Genomic DNA, 15,457 nt, shown 5'->3' on the forward strand with positions numbered 1-15,457 from the left:
GTAAGCCAATTAATGGCAATTTACTGAGGGAATTCGTCATTGTGGATATGCTTTGTTAAGATACGGATGTACACAAAACCAGGTCACTTCATGCCCACCACCGCGTCCGCTAGCAAACGCGCAGACCCGCTGACTCGCAGCGCGCGCAAAGACTTAACCCGCGCCAGCCTGATCCAGGCGGCGTTGGCGTTGATGGGGGAGGGGCGCAGCTTTACCAGCTTGGGCATTCGCGAGATCGCGCGTGAGGCCAACATGGTGCCCAACGCGTTTTACCGCCACTTTCGCAATACCGATGAGCTGGGGCTGGCCTTGGTGGAAGAGGTGGGTATCACCCTGCGCCGCTTGCTGCGCGAGGCCCGGCAAACCAGCGTAGAGCCCAAGTCCATGGTGCGCCGCTCGGTGCAGGTGTATTACGAATACGTGCGACAAAACCGGCTGCAGTTTTTGTTTATCTCCAGCGAGCGCTCGGGCGGCAGCCGCATTCTGCGCATGGCCATTCGCACCGATGTGAGCCATTTCACCAACGAGATGGCCCAAGACTTTCGCCGCCTAGGCGTCTACCCCGACATGCCCACCAGCAGCCTGCAAATGGTGTGTGGCCTCATCGTCACCACCATGCTGGCCGCCGCCCCAGAAATCTTGGACCTGCCCCCAGAACAGCCGTTGCTAGAAGCCGAGATGACCGAAAACTTTGTGCAGCAACTGCAAGTGGTGCTCTTGGGTGCTGCAGCGTGGAAAGAGAAGCCTGCGCGCAAGAGTTAAGGGGTAAATGTGGCTGCGGAGCCCATGGGTATTGCGCTATATGCTATTAACTGTGTAGCGGGTATGTGGGCGTTCGTAGTCATGGAACCCGAGTGACTTGCGTTGCTTAGGCGACAGTCTCCATACCCCCGGGGCTTGATTGAGCCTATGCTTAGCCCACCGGATACAGGAGTACTTACCTATGGCCACCCACAACGCTTCCCCTAGACCCTACGACGTGGTGCTGTATGGCGCCAGCGGTTTTGTAGGCCGCCAGACGGTGGACTACTTTGCCAAACATGCAGCGGGCTATGCACCGGGCCTGACATGGGCTTTGGCTGGGCGCTCCAAAGACAAGCTAGAGGCGGTGCGCAAGGCCACCGGTGCGCAGCAGGCGGGCCTTGTGGTGGCAGAGGCCCATGACGCCGCTGCCATGGACGCCTTGGCCCGCAGTGCCAAGGTGGTGCTCAGCACGGCCGGCCCCTTCGCCCTGTATGGCAGTGAGTTGGTGGCAGCGTGTGTGCGCAACGGCACCCACTATGTGGACATTACGGGGGAGACGCCTTGGGTCAAAGGGCTGATCGATCAGCACCATGTGGCGGCCCAGCGCAAGGGCACGCGCATCATTCCGTTTTGTGGGTTTGACTCCATCCCCTCCGACCTGAGCGCGCACTTGGCTAACCAAGCCATGCGAGAGCGCTATGGGGAAGCCTGTGTGGCGACCAAGGTGGCCTTCAGCATACGGGGTGGCTTCAACGGTGGCACGCTGGCCTCGTTGTTCCATATGCTGGCGTCGGGGCAGTCGGCCGCGATGGAAGATCTCTTTTTGCTGAACCCCAGTGGAAGCCGTCCACCCCTAGGCCCTGCCCATGCCGACCCCCTGGGCCCGCGCCACGACACGGACTTTGGTGCCTGGCTGGGGCCTTTTCTGATGTCCACCATCAACACCCGCGTGGTGCGGCGCAGTGCCGCGCTTTTGGGCTATGCCGAGGGGTATGCCTACCAAGAGTATTTGCGCTTGGGCAAAGGCCCTGTGGCTGCATTGGCCGCTAGCAGCCTGAGCCTGGGTTCGTTCACATCGCAGGCAGCCCTGAAGTGGAGCCCCATTCGCAAATTGGCGCAGAAGTTGGCACCACCGCCCGGTGCAGGGCCCTCCGAGGCCAGTATGGACGGCGGATCGTTTCGCGCCCTGTGGGTGGGCCACAGCGCCAGCGGGAACATGGTGCGCGGCATGGTGGCCGACAAGGGCGACCCCGGCAACCGGGCCACAACCAAGATGCTGTGTGAATCGGCCTTGGCACTGGCGCTGCAACTCAACGCGCTACCCGGTGGCCCCCAACACGGCGGTGTGCTCACGCCTGCTAGCGGGCTGGGCGATGTGTTGGTGCAGCGCCTGCGCGCCGCCGGCATGACGCTGATGGTGGAACCGGCGCACGTTTGATCTCTAAACTTCCCCACACAAAGACCCCACTCCATGGCTAAGAAAAACACGTCTGCCTCTGGCAACCCTTGCGCACTGATCACGGGCGCTTCCTCAGGCATTGGGGAGGCACTGGCGGGCTGCTTTGCTGCTGCCGGTCACGACCTTGTGCTGGTGGCCCGGAGCGAAGACAAGCTCAAGGCCTTGGCTGCGACGCTGGCTGAGAAATACGGCGTGGCCGTCCATGTGCAGGCTGCGGATTTGGCGGAGCCCGGTGCCGCCGCGCAGCTGTTTGCCACGGTGTCGCGCACCCACAAATCTGTGGATGTGCTGGTGAACTGCGCGGGCGTGCTGGAGCAAGGGGCCTTTACCGCCATGGATGCTGCCAAACACCAGAACATCATTGACCTGAACATCTCTGGCCTGACGGCCATGCTCAGCGCCTTTGTCCCCGGCATGGCACAGCGCGGCCGAGGGCGGGTGCTCAATGTGGCCTCGGTCGCGGCCTTCCAGCCCGTGCCCACGTTGGCTAGCTATGCCGCTAGCAAGGCCTACGTGTTGTCATTGTCGGAATCGCTGGCAGAGGAGTTGCGTGGCACTGGCGTCACCGTCACCGCCTTGTGCCCCGGCATCACCGCTACCAACATGCTGACGCAAGCGGCCGGGGCCAACGACAAGCTCGGCCGCTTGCCAGGTTTTTTGGTGGGCGATGTGCAGCGGGTGGCCGACCTGGCCTTTGCCGCGACCATGCGCGGCGACGCCATTTGCGTACCCGGTGCCATCAACCAAGCCGCCATGATTGCCTCGCGCGGCACACCCAAATGGTTGGTGCGCCGCATTGGCGGCTTGATAGGACGCAAGGCTGTGTAACGGCCTTGGGGTGGACGCTTAGGCAAATGGCGTCGCGCAACTACCGCTTGCCTTTCTTATTGGCTATTGCTTCGCAGGGACTTGCAAAGGCATGACCGCGCAAGGGTCTTCGCGGGTTTGGGCGGGGGTGAACCACAGCAGATCAAAGCCTTCTTGGTCGTAGTCTTTGGTCTGCGTGATGCCGGGGTCCACCTCGGTGAACGCTATGGTGATGGTTGCTGGGTTGGACGAGGCCTGTTGAAAGTACAGCGGCGCGGCGCGTTCACGGCGCACATGGCCTGCGCCTGCGATGAGCACGGCCCCTTGTGGGCCTGTGGCTTCTAGCGCGGCGGCCATGGTGGCGTCGCGTGCGCGTTGCGCGGTGACCAAGCCCGTCACCATGTTGGCCGGCAGGGCTTGGCCGCAGTGGCCTGCCACCATGTCGGCCTCCCATTTGGCGAAGAGGGCAGGGCTGGCTGTGGGGAGTGTGACTGTCTTGCTTCCTTTAAAAATGTCCCGAGCCTCCGCTCTGGATAGATTGGCTGCGGCAACTGGCCATCTCTGTGCTGTGGCGAACGCAATCAGGTCGCGGTACATGGGCCAGCGCCAGCCTTTGCGGTTGAGCTGGCCCGCATCGGCCAAGCGCTCAGCTTGGGCGGTGGCGTCTTTGGTGCTACCCGCTGCGGCGGTCTGCGCGGCATGGAGTGCGGCCTGGTGCTCGGTGTCGAACTGTTCCATCAGCAGCGTGGGCTTGCGCCCGCCTTGGTGCAGGCTTTGTAGCACTTGCAGTTGCAGGGCGTGGTGGATTTCGTTGTCATGCTTTTCACCTAAGAGCACATAGCGGCTGGCTTGGAGCCGGGCCATGGCGGCTTCTAGGCTGATGGTTTGTTGCGCGTGGATGTCCCAAATCTGGCCGGGCGCCACTTGCGCCAGCGTGAGTTGGCTGCACAGCAGACCTATTGACGCAAGGGTGCAAAAGCGAGAGGAGATGAATTGCATGCGAAATTTTAACTTTCTATCTAAATGCGAATCGTTATCATATAGAATTACGGGCATAAATTAGCAAGCTAAGGCCAGCCAGCACGGTTTGACTCAAACCAGCGTGCCCAGCCAACCCCAGCCAGCCAAAACAGTGTGTTTAACTTTTTGGGAATTGGTCATGTTGGATGTCATGGTGTCGGGTGGTTCTGCGTCGGGTCGTGCGGCGCTGGTCTTGGGTTTGGCGTGCGCGGGCCATGCGGCTATTGCGCAAGAAACAGGGGTGGCACAGGCGGCGAAAGCATCAGTGCATGCCCATGTGCCAGCCTTAAAAGAAGTGGTGGTTAGCGGCTCACGCAGCGAGCAAGACAAAGACGAGCTGCCCATCACGATGGAGGTGAAAGACCGCAAAGCCATCGAGGCCGAGCAAATTCGCGACATCCGCGATGTAGCGCGTGACATGCCCAATGTGTCGGTGAAGCGCAGTCCTACGCGCAATACCTTGGCGCAAGTTGCTGAGGGGCGTGACGGCAATGCTGGCTTCAACGTTCGGGGGCTGGATGGCAACCGCGTCTTGCTGTTGGTGGATGGCATGCGCACCCCATTGAGTTACACCTTTGGCGGCAATTCCTTTGGTCGGGACTATTTTGACCTTGGGCTTGTTGAGCGCGTAGAACTGGTGAAGGGGCCTGCTGCATCTTTGTATGGCTCTGACGGCTTGGCTGGGGTGGTCAACATGATTACCCGTGAACCAGCAAGCATGCTCAAAGACGGCGCATCTTTTGGTGGCACGGCTAGCCTAGGTTACAGCTCTGACGACGCGGGCACTACGGCTGGCGTTGCGCTGGCTGGCAAGGCGACTGACACCGTGCAATGGCTGGTCGCTGCCAATGTCAACAATGCATCTGCCATGTCCAATATGGGGAGGAACGACGTTGCCAATGGCGATCGCACCGTGCCAAACCCGCAAACCGACAAAACCGAGTCTGTCATGGGCAAGCTGGTTTTTCAGCCTCGAGCCGGCAGCAAACACAGCATCACTGCAGAGCATGTAGCTAAGCGCAGTGATGTTGACGTGATGACCGCGCGCGCAAAGCCGCCCATCTTGGCGTCTACTGTCATTGGGCTGAAGACTGCCATCACACAACAGCGTGACCGCTTGACGTTTGAGTCGCGCGAACGCGTAGACACAGCGTTTGCGGATAGCGTGCAGGGGGCGCTGAGCTACCAAGCGTCCAAGTCGCAGGACTACTCCTATGAAGACCGCAACACCACGGCAGACCGCATTCGAGACCTTAGCTACGAAGAAAAAGCATGGCAGTTTGGCTTGCGTGCTGAAAAGCTATTGCCACAAGTGGGAGTCGGTAGCCACAAACTGAGCTATGGTGTGGATGGGGTAAGCACGCAAATCGAGAGCATGTTGACTGGGGTAACGCCTGCACCGGGCGACTCCCTTCCCGTCAAGCGTTTTCCTGATACGCGCGAGAGCAGCAGCGCTGTCTATGTCCATGATGAGTGGCTCGTGGGGGATTGGACGATTACCCCCGGTATACGCTTTGACAGCTATAGCTTAAAAGCCGAGCAAGCAGGTTTTCAGTCGACAGCCACTTCGCTGTCGGGCAACGCCGTCTCACCCAAGCTCGGAGCCTTGTACCGGGCCAATGCTGACTGGAGCATGTATGGCAGCTACGCGGCAGGCTTCAAGGCGCCCAACGCGTTTCAGGTCAATAACTTCTTTGAGAATGCACTGCAGGGCTATAAGACCATCCCTAACCCAGATTTGAAGCCTGAGCGCAGCCAAAACTTTGAGCTTGGCCTGCGCGGCCGCTTGGGGCATGTCGACTTAGATGTTGCCGTGTTTGAAAGCCGCTACACCGACCTGATTGAAGATAGAAAGCAGGTAAGTGCCACGGGCGTCACACCACGCGTGTTTCAGTCAGTCAACATCAACCGCGCCCAGATTTCAGGCTTTGAGATCAAAGGGAACTGGATGCTGGGCACAGTAGGCAGCGGCATCGTGTCTACCCAATGGGCGTATGGCCAAAGCCGAGGCACTAACAGCGACACGGGTGCACCCATCAACTCCATTGACCCAGCCAAGCTCAATTTGGGCCTCAAGTACAGCAGCGCTGCATGGGATGCCCGTCTAAGCGCCACCCACTACGCGGCCAAGTCCGCCAGTGATGTGGACAACACCGACCCCGGGGTAGCTGCCAATCAATTTGTCACCCCTGAGGCGGTGACTTTGGATCTGAGCGGTCAGTGGCGCGTACGCAAAGGTTTGCGTTTGAACGCCGCCATCAACAACCTGACCGACCAAAAGGTATGGCGGTGGAGCGATGTGCGTGGCCTAGACAAGAGTGCAAGCTTCGTCGATCTGTACACCCAAAGCGGCCGCAACGCGCAGGTGACCGTGGTGGCTGAGTTCTAAGCCCGTTTGGCCCCGCTTGCGTCGGCATGTCTTGCCTCACCTGTTTGGATTGCTTGTAAGGATGACTCTATGGCAATAGTTGCTTCCCCCGGCGCTTTGGCAATGGACGATGCTGCAGCCTCGTCGGCTGACAGCGAGGAGTACCAGATGCCCTGTGTGGAGGCTTTGTTTGCCGCCACCATGGCCTTGATGACAGGGTTTGGTGCGAGCACCGATGCACCGCAACGCACGGCTATGGCGCAAAAGGTGTTTAGCAACTTGAGCATGTTGTCGCAACACCCTTTGGTGTCGCCCGGACTACAGGCCATGGCGTTCAAGCTGCGCCTGCATTGGCTGCAACCGCAGTCCGACGCAAGCGCCGCACCCACGGCCTTGGCTCCCGACCTTCAAACCCGTGCCCTGTGGCACACCCCACCGGAGAAACTTCAATGAATGCAGTGTTAGAAACCCTAGACCCCACCCAAGTGCGCGAGCGCTTTCACGCGGCCCGCACAGCGGGCAAGCGCGCCCGCGACGCGGCCCACAGTTTGGGTGTGAGTGAAGGTGCCGCGCTGGCCGCGCATGTGGGCGAGCATGGCTACCGCCTCAAGGTGCAAGCTCTGCAAGGTCCTTGGGTTGAGCTGCTCAAGGGGCTGGAAGCCTGTGGCCCGGTGATGGCACTTACGCGCAATGAATCCACCGTGCATGAGAAGACCGGTGTCTATCAAAACGTGAGCGCCAATGGTGGCATGGGCCTGGCTCTGGGCGAAGCCATTGACCTGCGCCTATTTTTTACCCAGTGGCATGCAGGCTTTGCAGTCACGGAATTGGCGAACGACCCGGCGAACCCACCGGTCCTCAGCCTGCAGTTTTATGACGCGCATGGCGATGCGGTGCACAAGGTGTTCACCCGCGATGCGACTGATCTGGCTGCCTTCCAAGCACTCATGGACCAGCACACAGCCAACAAGGTGGCCTATGTGTTCAGCACCCGTCCAGCGCCTAAGCCCGCACGCCCCGATGCCGACATTGACGCCCAAGGCTTGGTTGCGGCGTGGGGGGCGATGACCGACACGCACCAGTTCTTTGGTTTGCTGCGCAAGTTTGATGTGCAGCGCGAGCAGGCATTGGCCTTGGTAGAAGGGCAGTTCACCAGCCGTTTGGCACTCTCCAGCGTGCGCCATGTGCTGTACGAAGCCAGCTTGGAGGGCACGCCCATCATGGTGTTTGTAGGCAACCCCGGATGCATTCAAATTCACAGCGGCTCCGTGAAGCGGGTGGAACCTATGGTGAGCCCTAGCAGCCAATGGATCAATGTGTTGGATGCTGACTTCAACTTGCATTTGCGTGAAGACATGGTGGCCAGCGCCTGGGCGGTGGAGAAGCCCACGGAAGACGGCATCGTCACGTCGATCGAAGTATTTGACCGCGAGGGCGAGCTCATGGCCATGTTCTTTGGTGTGCGCAAACCCGGCGTGCCTGAGCTGCAAGCATGGCGCGACCTGGTGGCCGGTGTGCCCCGTTTGGCCTGATATGCGCAGCGCGCCCAAGCACCATGCCCCACACGAGCCAACCCCTGCATCGCCGCGCAGCGCTGCGCGCCTCCATCGGGCTGCTTTGCGGCCTGTCTGCCCATGCTGTGCTCCCGAGCCTGAGCTGGGCCCAATCAAGCCCAGCCAGCGCATCGCGCTCCGCCAAGAGCGGCTTGCCCAAAATCGTGGCAGTGGGCGGGGCGATCACTGAGTGTGTGTATGCCCTGGGCGCACAGGCCCAGTTGGTGGGCACCGACACGACCAGCGTGTACCCCAGCGCCGCGCAAAACACGCCCAAGGTGGGCTATATGCGCCAGCTCTCCGCCGAGGGCTTGTTATCGCTCAAGCCCGATGCATTGATTGCCAGTGGCGAGGCAGGGCCACCGGCGGTGATTGCGCAAATACGCGCCGCTGGGGTGCGGGTGGACCTGCTAGAGGCCGACCACAGCTGGGCCGAGGTGCAGCGCAAGCTGCTGGCCGTGGGCGAAGCCACCCAGCAATTGCCGCGTGCCCAAGCCCTGCTGGCGCAGCTGGATAGCCAGTGGGCCAAGGCCCAGGCGCACGTGGCAGCCTTCGCTGGCAAGAGACCGCGAGCGCTGTTCATCTTGGCGCATGGCGGAGCTGCACAGGTGGCAGGTATGCAAACCGCCGCTAACGCCATGCTGGGCTTTGCAGGTGCTGAGAATGTGATGCGTGGCTTTAGTGGCTACCGTCCTATGACGGCGGAGGCCATGGCGGCTGCGGCTCCTGAGATCATCCTCACAAGCACCCAGGGGCTAGACGCTATGGGTGGCGAGGCCCGGTTTTGGGAGCGGCCGGAACTGGCTTTGACCCCTGCCTACCGCCGCCGCGCCTTGGTGCATATGGATGCGCTGGAGCTGCTGGGCTTTGGTCCGCGCATGCCCGCTACGGTGCTGGCCCTGAGCAAGCGCATGGGGGTGGCATGAGCACAGCGTCGCTCGGAGCTGCGCCGCGTGTGCCTGCCAACACGGTGATCGTGGCGGGTGCGGTGATGGTCTTGTTGAGCTTGGTGTGGTCGAGCACCCGGGGTGCTTTTGCGATTGGCATGGCTGACCTGGGCAGCGTATTGCAGGCTTGGCTGCAGGGCGGCGAAGTGCAGTCTCCAGCGGAGCTGGTGCTGCTGCATATTCGCCTGCCGCGCTTGGTGTTGGGCTTGGTAGCGGGCGCGGGTCTGGGCTTTGCGGGGGCGCTGATGCAAGGGCTGTTTCGCAACCCTTTGGCAGACCCGGGCTTGATTGGCGTGAGCGCGGGCGCGGCCTTGGCCGCAGCAGGGGCCATAGTGGTGGGCGCTGCGTGGTTTCCGCTTGCGGCCAAATGGCTAGGTAGCTGGTACCTCATCACTTCCGCGTTTGCCGGAGCTTTGCTGGTAACAGTGTGCATCTACCTGCTGGCCCAGTCTGAGCGTGGCACCCGCGTGGGCATGATGCTATTGGCAGGCATTGCTGTGAACGCATTGGCGGGCGCAGCGCTGGGTTACCTGAGTTTTGTGGCGACGGATGAGCAGCTGCGCAGTCTGCAGTTTTGGATGATGGGCAGCTTGGGCGGCGCACGCTGGGGGGCTGTGGGGCTGGTGGCTACCTTGGTGGTGCTAGGCGTGCTCGTTGGTATGCGTTTGGCACGCCCCTTGGATGCTATGGCGTTGGGCGAGGCGCAAGCCGTGATGTTGGGCGTGGACGTGGAGCAGCTCAAGCGCCGCGCGGTGCTGCTGTGTGCGTTGCTGGTAGGTGCCATTACGGCATGTACCGGAATGATTGGGTTTGTGGGGCTGGTCGCCCCCCACTGTGTGCGCATGTTGGCAGGCCCCGGGCACCGGGTGACCTTGCTGGGCTCTGCCTTGCTGGGGGCGGTGCTGGTGCTGCTGGCCGACAGCGTGGCGCGCACCTGGGTGCAACCGGCGGAGCTGCCATTGGGCGTGTTGACCTCGTTTGTGGGTGTTCCCCCATTTCTGGCCTTGCTCTACCAAATGCGGGGGCGGGTATGAATGCCATGCTGTGCCTCAACCAAGTCAGCTGCAATGTGGGTGGTGCCAAACTCTTGGAAGCCACCACTGCAGCAATTGCTGCCGGGCAAGTGACTGCCATTTTGGGGCCGAATGGGGCTGGCAAGTCCACGCTCTTGGCCTTGCTCAGTGGGCAGCGTCGGGCGAGTTCGGGTCGGGTGTGGCTCAACGGCACGCTGTTGGATGACATGTCGCCTGCGGCAACAGCCCGTGTGAGAGCGCTGTTGCACCAAGACAGCAGCGTGGCGTTTGACTACACGGTGCGTGAGTTGGTGGAGCTGGGACGTTACCCGCATCGGCTGCAGCCCAGTGCCCACGAGGCTGGCATCGTGCAAGCCGCGATGGCCGCCACCGGTGTGCTGCATTTGCAACACCGTGTGGTCACGGCATTGAGCGGTGGCGAGCGTGCCCGCGCGCAGCTGGCGCGGGTGCTTGCCCAGCTGTGGGAGCCCACTGCCAGCGGCGAGCCTCGGTGCTTGCTCATGGACGAGCCCACCGCTGCGCTGGATATGGCGCACCAGCACCAGGTACTGGCCTTGGCCAAAGACTGGGCCGTGCGCCAAGGGGTGGGGGCCGTGCTGGTCTTGCACGACTTGAACCTTGCGCTTCGCTATGCCGACCACGTGCTGTTGCTTCAAAAGGGCCGCCTCACACACCAGGGACCGCCGCGCGAAGTGTTGACCCCGGCAGTGGTGGCCGAGGTTTGGGGCGTGCAAGCCCAAGCCGTGGCACATGCCGATGGGGTGGGGCAACTGCTGGTGTCCGCCGCATAGCTTTTCTTGAGGGTTAAAACTGCTGTTTGCGCCCGTAGATACTGCGTAACTAGCTATCAATACTGAAGCGCTACTTGGCGTATATGCGTGCCCGATGTGTCACCGGCCTTTTCAGTCGGGCGTGAAATGTGCGCCGCAAGTGCTGGCGCACCGGGGGCTGTAGCGCACGGCGGCGTTGCTGCGTATGAAAAATGCCAAATTGCATCAAAGACCATGCTTTGGTTACGATCTGTTAGAAAAACAGCAATGGGCAAAAATCCGCATTGACAATTCCTGCATCACTCTCGTTGCATATTGATGGACTCCAAACAATTTTCTCGAACTTCACTCACATTCGCCGCCGGCTTGGTGCTTGCCGGGCAGGCTTTGGCCCATGGCTACATGAGCATGCCAGAGTCTCGTGGGCTGCTTTGCCGCAGTGGTGGCAACAGCAACTGCGGTGCAGTCCAGTGGGAACCACAAAGCCTGGAAGCCCCGTCAGGGTTTCCAGACCGAGGCCCTGCGGACGGCAGTATTGCCGGTGCGAACTTGGCGCAGTTTTCGCCTCTCGATGAGCAAACCAGCAGCCGTTGGACCAAGCGTGCCATCAGTGCGGGTCCACAAACATTCAGCTGGACGCTGACCGCCAACCACGTCGCCCGCAACTTTCGCTACTACATCACCAAGCAAGGATGGAATGCCAACGCCAAGCTCACGCGCGCAGCGTTTGAGAATCAGCCTTTCTGTGTTGCAGATGCGGGAATGCGCCAACCGCCCAAACTGGTTTCTCACACCTGCGTTGTACCGCCACGCACGGGCTACCAAATCATCCTAGGGGTGTGGGAGATTGGGGACACCCCCAACAGTTTCTACAACGTGGCCGACGTGCAATTCCAAGATGGCAGCACACCCCCCGCGATTCCAACCTGGTCCGCAAAAGGCATGCTCTTTCCATCGGTGGATTTGCAAGCCGGTGACAAGGTGGCCACACGCGTGTTTGACGCCAGCGGCGAGCGCCCCGAGTTGCAAACTCGCCTCACGATTGGCAACGCAACGGACGGCGAGCGCAACACCTGGCCCTTCCTGTTGGCGACGCGCATCAACGCTGAACAGCCCAACGTGCGCGCAGGTCAAATGGCCACCGACGGGAGCATTGCCCCGGCCCGAGGTCAAAACGAGGTTTTTGTCCGCAAAGACAGCCCTATCAATCGCATTGAAGTTCAGATTGACAAAGCGCCCACGCCACCCGGCGTGGACCTTCTAATAAGCGGTCTGGCAGGGCAATACCCCATTGCCAACGGTCAGGCGGCACTCACTTTCAGCCTCACTGCTGTAGGCGATATGGATGTCAGCGCGAGTTTGTTTGACAAAAACGGCCAGACCAAAGGCATGACCAGTACGGTGCTCAACAACAGTGGCGTGAACTTGCGCTTGGTGGTCGAAAAAGCCCAAGCCGGGGTCTACCAATTGGTGATCAAAGGTGCAGTCAAGGGCAGTGGCGCTCTGATTCAAAAGACCTATGAAGTGAACTTGTTTGGCGGCGGCCCCGTTGGGAACTTTGAATACAAGTTTCCCGAAGGAATCAAGAGCTACAAGGCGGGCACCCGCGTTCTTCAACCCAAAAACGGCGCGGTGTACGAATGCAAGCCGTGGCCGCAGTCTGGCTTCTGCGGACAGTGGAGCCCCGCCGCGCCGCAGTTCGAGCCAGGCACAGGGCGCAACTGGCAAGAGGCTTGGATCGCTCGCTAAGCCGTGAGTGTCGGCATGTCCGACTCAATGAGGGGGGCGCAGGCACCCGAGCCCGCCGCAAGCCTGGGTACAGCATGCGTGTGTGCCTAGAATTGCGCCATGCAACACTTTTCAAAGACGCCATGGCATCTAAAGCGCAGCCATTGGGCTTGGGCCGTGGCGATGGTTTCGGTGCTTGTAAGCCCATTGGGGTTCGCGCAGTCCCCAACCTTGTTGTCACCCAAGCCGGGTGGAAGTAGCTTGCACTTAGGCGCTTCGGACCCCAACACCTCACCGCAGTTCGGGTTTGACTACAAGGCGCGGGCTACGTCGCACACCGAACAGGGCGTGCGGTTTTGGAATCTGCCTGCAACACCGTTGACCTACAGCAGCGGTGGCGCGGGCTACACCGCCCGCTTGCATTTGTATGCCAGCGGCGGACGCCAAATGTTCAATTGGAAGACCCAACGTGGTTTTTTGAGCAGTGCTGCCGATGTGCGGGACCAAGACTTCACGGTGTTTGTGCGCGTGCACGGGGTACTGACGCCGAAAATAGCCCAAGTTACGTTGAAGATTCGCGGGGGCGGGCACCACCCTCAAGATGGGGACGCCGCCTCGTGCACCATGATGACGGTGGCACCCAGCAGCAACCCCCACGTCACGCGGTTTGGCAAAGAGTTGGCGCACCCGGACTACGACTATGTGCCCCTCAAGCCGGCATTTGCTTTTGCGTTGGAAGAAAACACGTGGACGGGCATCAAGCTGCAAAGCTTTCGCAACCCGAGCAATGCGCGCCAAGTCATCAACCGCCTCTATGTAGACCTGGCCCCGTTTGATGCTCTGGGGCAGCCACGCCAGCAGTGGCAATTGCTCAGTGAGTATGTCGACGAGGCGGGCAAGCGCACAGGTCGCTACGATACGCTGGTAGATTGGGGTGGCTGGCAGACGACCTTGCGCATGGATGGCTACCAAAGTATGGACTTTGCCTACGTGTCGGTGCAGGCTTTGGATGTGGCTCCTTAAGCGGCCTAGCGGCTTGTCTTGATTGTTGATCGCGTGTTTAGATTGAGTTTTCCAATGACAAGAGTATTTTTTCCGCTGCTGGTGCTGCTGCAACTCAGTGCGTGTTCGGTCATGGGGCCGTCGACCATCTCGTCGAGTCGTCCGGCCTATAACCAAGCAGTGCAGATGTCCAATGACCAAGAGATGTTGCTCAATTTGGTGCGTATCTTGTACCGCGACACCACTTACTTTACGAATGTGGAGCGCATTGCTGCATCCTATGAGTTCAACCGGAGCGTGCGGGGCGGCTTGAGTTTGCAATCCACGGCCGACGCCTTGAGCCGTACCCTGAACTTGGGCGACGGCATCTTGGAGTTTAACGAGCAGCCCACGGTGTTCTATGCCCCCATTGATGGGGAAAAGTTTGTGCGCCAAATGCTGACCCCGATGAACCCTGACTTACTGCTGTTGCTGGTGAAGTCGGGATGGTCCATGGACCGTGTGTTTTCTATCGGGGTTCAGGAGATGAATGGCTTGCGCAACGCCCCATCTGCGGCGGGGCCCACCCCTGCGGTCGAGCCCATCTTTAAAGAGTTTAAAGAGGTGGTGCGTCTCATGCGGCTTTTGCAAACGAATGCTGACATGGAGCTAGGCAAGACCCCCGGGGGGGAGGGCATTGAACTGGTGTTTGTGCCGCAACCGCAGTTCGTGGACGAGGTCAAGCGCATCAAAACCCTGCTGGGCTTGGACTTGGCTCGCAACCGTTTTCCCATTTTGTCAGGGTCTGAGACGCACACTCCGGGGGTGGTTTTCATTTCCACCCGGCCCTTGATTTCTGCGATGAGCTATATCGCGCAGGGTATACAGGCACCCCAGGCGGATTTGGACGCAGGCAGGGTGCGTAAGACCCAGCGCCGCGACGGGGTCGGGGACTTTGATTGGCAAACCTTGCTGGAAGGTGTCTTTCGGGTGCGGTCTTCTGCTACGCCACCGGTGCCGGGGCAAGCCAGCGTGGTGGTCCCGTACCGGGGCAGCTTTTTTTACATCGCAGACGATGATTTGGACACCAAGTCCACGTTTGTCTTGCTCAACCAACTCATGGCCTTGAACGCAACCCCAGCAGGCAATGCGTCGGCGATTAACTTTACCTTTGGTAAGTAGCTAGCAACAGTCCGCCGCTTGCAGGGCCCTAGTAGGACAGGTGCTTGGGGTGAATCTCTTGCAAGATGGTGGTGGCGATTTCTTCAATCGACTTCGTGGTGGTCGAGAGCCAGCGAATGCCTGTGCGCCGCATCATGGACTCCGCCTCGGCCACTTCCATGCGGCAGTTTTCAAGGGATGCGTATTTCGAGTTGGGGCGGCGTTCGTTGCGAATTTCACTCAAGCGCTCGGGCTGAATCGTCAATCCAAAAATCTTGTCTTTGTGCGGGAGTAAAGCCGGTGGTAAGTGACGGCGCTCAAAGTCTTCTGGAATCAAGGGGTAGTTGGAGGCCTTCAGACCGTGCTGCATGGCCAGGTACAGCGAGGTGGGGGTTTTGCCGCTGCGGCTCACGCCTACCAAGATAACGTCGCTTTGCTCCAAGTCCCGGTTGCTTTGGCCGTCATCATGGGCCAGTGAGAAGTTGATGGCTTCAATGCGGTTTTGGTACTCCTTGCTTTTGCTGGCATCGCTAAACCGGCCAATGCGGTGGTTGGACTTGGTTTTGAGTTCTTGCTCTAGGGGGTGCACAAAGGTGCCAAACATGTCCAGTAGCATGCCTTGGCAGCCCTCTTGGATGACTTTGAGCACATCCATGTTGACCAAGGTGCTGAACACGATGGGGCGGTTGCCGTCCACCACGCCTGCATGGTTGATCTGCCTAACCGCGTGATGGGCCTTGTCTACCGTGTCGACGAAGGGGAGGCGCACGTGGCGTGACTGGGCTTCAAACTGCGCCAAGATGGCGTTGCCAAAGGTCTCCGCGGTGATACCGGTGCCGTCAGATACAAAGAAGATGGTGCGTTGTTGCATGGAGTGGGTATGCC

General features: G+C 60.2%; 14 protein-coding genes. 12 read left to right on the top strand and 2 right to left on the bottom strand.

Annotated features, from left to right (window positions below; genetic code table 11):
* Window positions 1-90: 90 nt before the first annotated feature.
* From fabR to EXZ61_RS08460, 3 genes are all read left to right on the top strand, one after another.
* Window positions 91-762 carry an HTH-type transcriptional repressor FabR gene (gene fabR, locus EXZ61_RS08450; RefSeq protein ID WP_142810877.1) on the top strand — a complete coding sequence of 224 codons (672 nt, stop codon included), beginning with the start codon at window positions 91-93 and terminating at the stop codon, window positions 760-762.
* A gap of 181 nt (window positions 763-943) precedes the next feature.
* The gene (locus tag EXZ61_RS08455; protein WP_142810879.1) at window positions 944-2,182 is read left to right on the top strand and encodes a saccharopine dehydrogenase family protein; all 1,239 of its coding nucleotides are present in this window, start codon (window positions 944-946) and stop codon (window positions 2,180-2,182) included.
* Window positions 2,183-2,215: 33 nt separating this feature from the next.
* Window positions 2,216-3,031: an SDR family NAD(P)-dependent oxidoreductase gene (locus EXZ61_RS08460; protein WP_142810881.1), complete on the top strand. Its 816-nt coding sequence runs from the start codon at window positions 2,216-2,218 to the stop codon at window positions 3,029-3,031.
* A 63-nt stretch (window positions 3,032-3,094) separates the two neighbouring features.
* Here EXZ61_RS08460 and EXZ61_RS08465 read toward each other — a convergent pair whose 3' ends face one another.
* The gene (locus EXZ61_RS08465; protein ID WP_168224723.1) at window positions 3,095-4,009 is read right to left on the bottom strand and encodes a ChaN family lipoprotein; all 915 of its coding nucleotides are present in this window, start codon (window positions 4,007-4,009) and stop codon (window positions 3,095-3,097) included.
* Window positions 4,010-4,169: 160 nt separating this feature from the next.
* Here EXZ61_RS08465 and EXZ61_RS08470 point away from each other — a divergent pair, with 160 nt between their 5' ends.
* The 9 genes from EXZ61_RS08470 (at window position 4,170) to EXZ61_RS08510 (ending at window position 14,593) form a co-directional block, all read left to right on the top strand.
* Window positions 4,170-6,419: a TonB-dependent hemoglobin/transferrin/lactoferrin family receptor gene (locus EXZ61_RS08470; protein ID WP_142810885.1), complete on the top strand. Its 2,250-nt coding sequence runs from the start codon at window positions 4,170-4,172 to the stop codon at window positions 6,417-6,419.
* A gap of 69 nt (window positions 6,420-6,488) precedes the next feature.
* Entirely contained in the window at window positions 6,489-6,851 is a 363-nt protein-coding gene (locus EXZ61_RS08475) for a hypothetical protein (protein WP_142810887.1), read from the top strand.
* Window positions 6,848-7,930 (top strand): hemin-degrading factor, encoded by a 1,083-nt coding sequence (locus EXZ61_RS08480; RefSeq protein ID WP_142810889.1) that lies wholly within the window; start codon window positions 6,848-6,850, stop codon window positions 7,928-7,930. Before EXZ61_RS08475 ends, EXZ61_RS08480 begins: the two co-directional genes overlap by 4 nt.
* 23 nt (window positions 7,931-7,953) lie before the next feature.
* Entirely contained in the window at window positions 7,954-8,877 is a 924-nt protein-coding gene (locus EXZ61_RS08485; RefSeq protein ID WP_142810891.1) for a heme/hemin ABC transporter substrate-binding protein, read from the top strand.
* Window positions 8,874-9,932 carry a FecCD family ABC transporter permease gene (locus EXZ61_RS08490; protein WP_142810893.1) on the top strand — a complete coding sequence of 353 codons (1,059 nt, stop codon included), beginning with the start codon at window positions 8,874-8,876 and terminating at the stop codon, window positions 9,930-9,932. The genes EXZ61_RS08485 and EXZ61_RS08490 overlap by 4 nt, the downstream gene beginning before the upstream one ends.
* Complete coding sequence (locus EXZ61_RS08495) at window positions 9,929-10,723, top strand: heme ABC transporter ATP-binding protein (RefSeq protein ID WP_142810895.1); 795 nt, start codon at window positions 9,929-9,931, stop codon at window positions 10,721-10,723. The genes EXZ61_RS08490 and EXZ61_RS08495 overlap by 4 nt, the downstream gene beginning before the upstream one ends.
* 297 nt (window positions 10,724-11,020) lie before the next feature.
* A complete protein-coding gene (gene gbpA, locus EXZ61_RS08500) occupies window positions 11,021-12,451 on the top strand; it encodes an N-acetylglucosamine-binding protein GbpA (protein WP_142810897.1) in 1,431 nt (476 codons plus the stop codon).
* A 99-nt stretch (window positions 12,452-12,550) separates the two neighbouring features.
* On the top strand, window positions 12,551-13,453 hold the full coding sequence (locus tag EXZ61_RS08505; RefSeq protein ID WP_142810899.1) for a hypothetical protein: 903 nt from the start codon (window positions 12,551-12,553) through the stop codon (window positions 13,451-13,453).
* A gap of 54 nt (window positions 13,454-13,507) precedes the next feature.
* Window positions 13,508-14,593 carry a hypothetical protein gene (locus tag EXZ61_RS08510; RefSeq protein WP_142810901.1) on the top strand — a complete coding sequence of 362 codons (1,086 nt, stop codon included), beginning with the start codon at window positions 13,508-13,510 and terminating at the stop codon, window positions 14,591-14,593.
* A gap of 28 nt (window positions 14,594-14,621) precedes the next feature.
* Here the strand turns inward: EXZ61_RS08510 and ppsR are convergent, their stop codons facing one another.
* Window positions 14,622-15,443, bottom strand: coding sequence for a posphoenolpyruvate synthetase regulatory kinase/phosphorylase PpsR (gene ppsR, locus EXZ61_RS08515; protein ID WP_142810903.1), 822 nt, complete (start codon window positions 15,441-15,443; stop codon window positions 14,622-14,624).
* Window positions 15,444-15,457 lie beyond the last annotated feature (14 nt).

Origin of the sequence: Rhodoferax aquaticus, assembly GCF_006974105.1 — a bacterium.
Taxonomy (GTDB): Bacteria; Pseudomonadota; Gammaproteobacteria; order Burkholderiales; family Burkholderiaceae_C; genus Allorhodoferax; species Allorhodoferax aquaticus_A.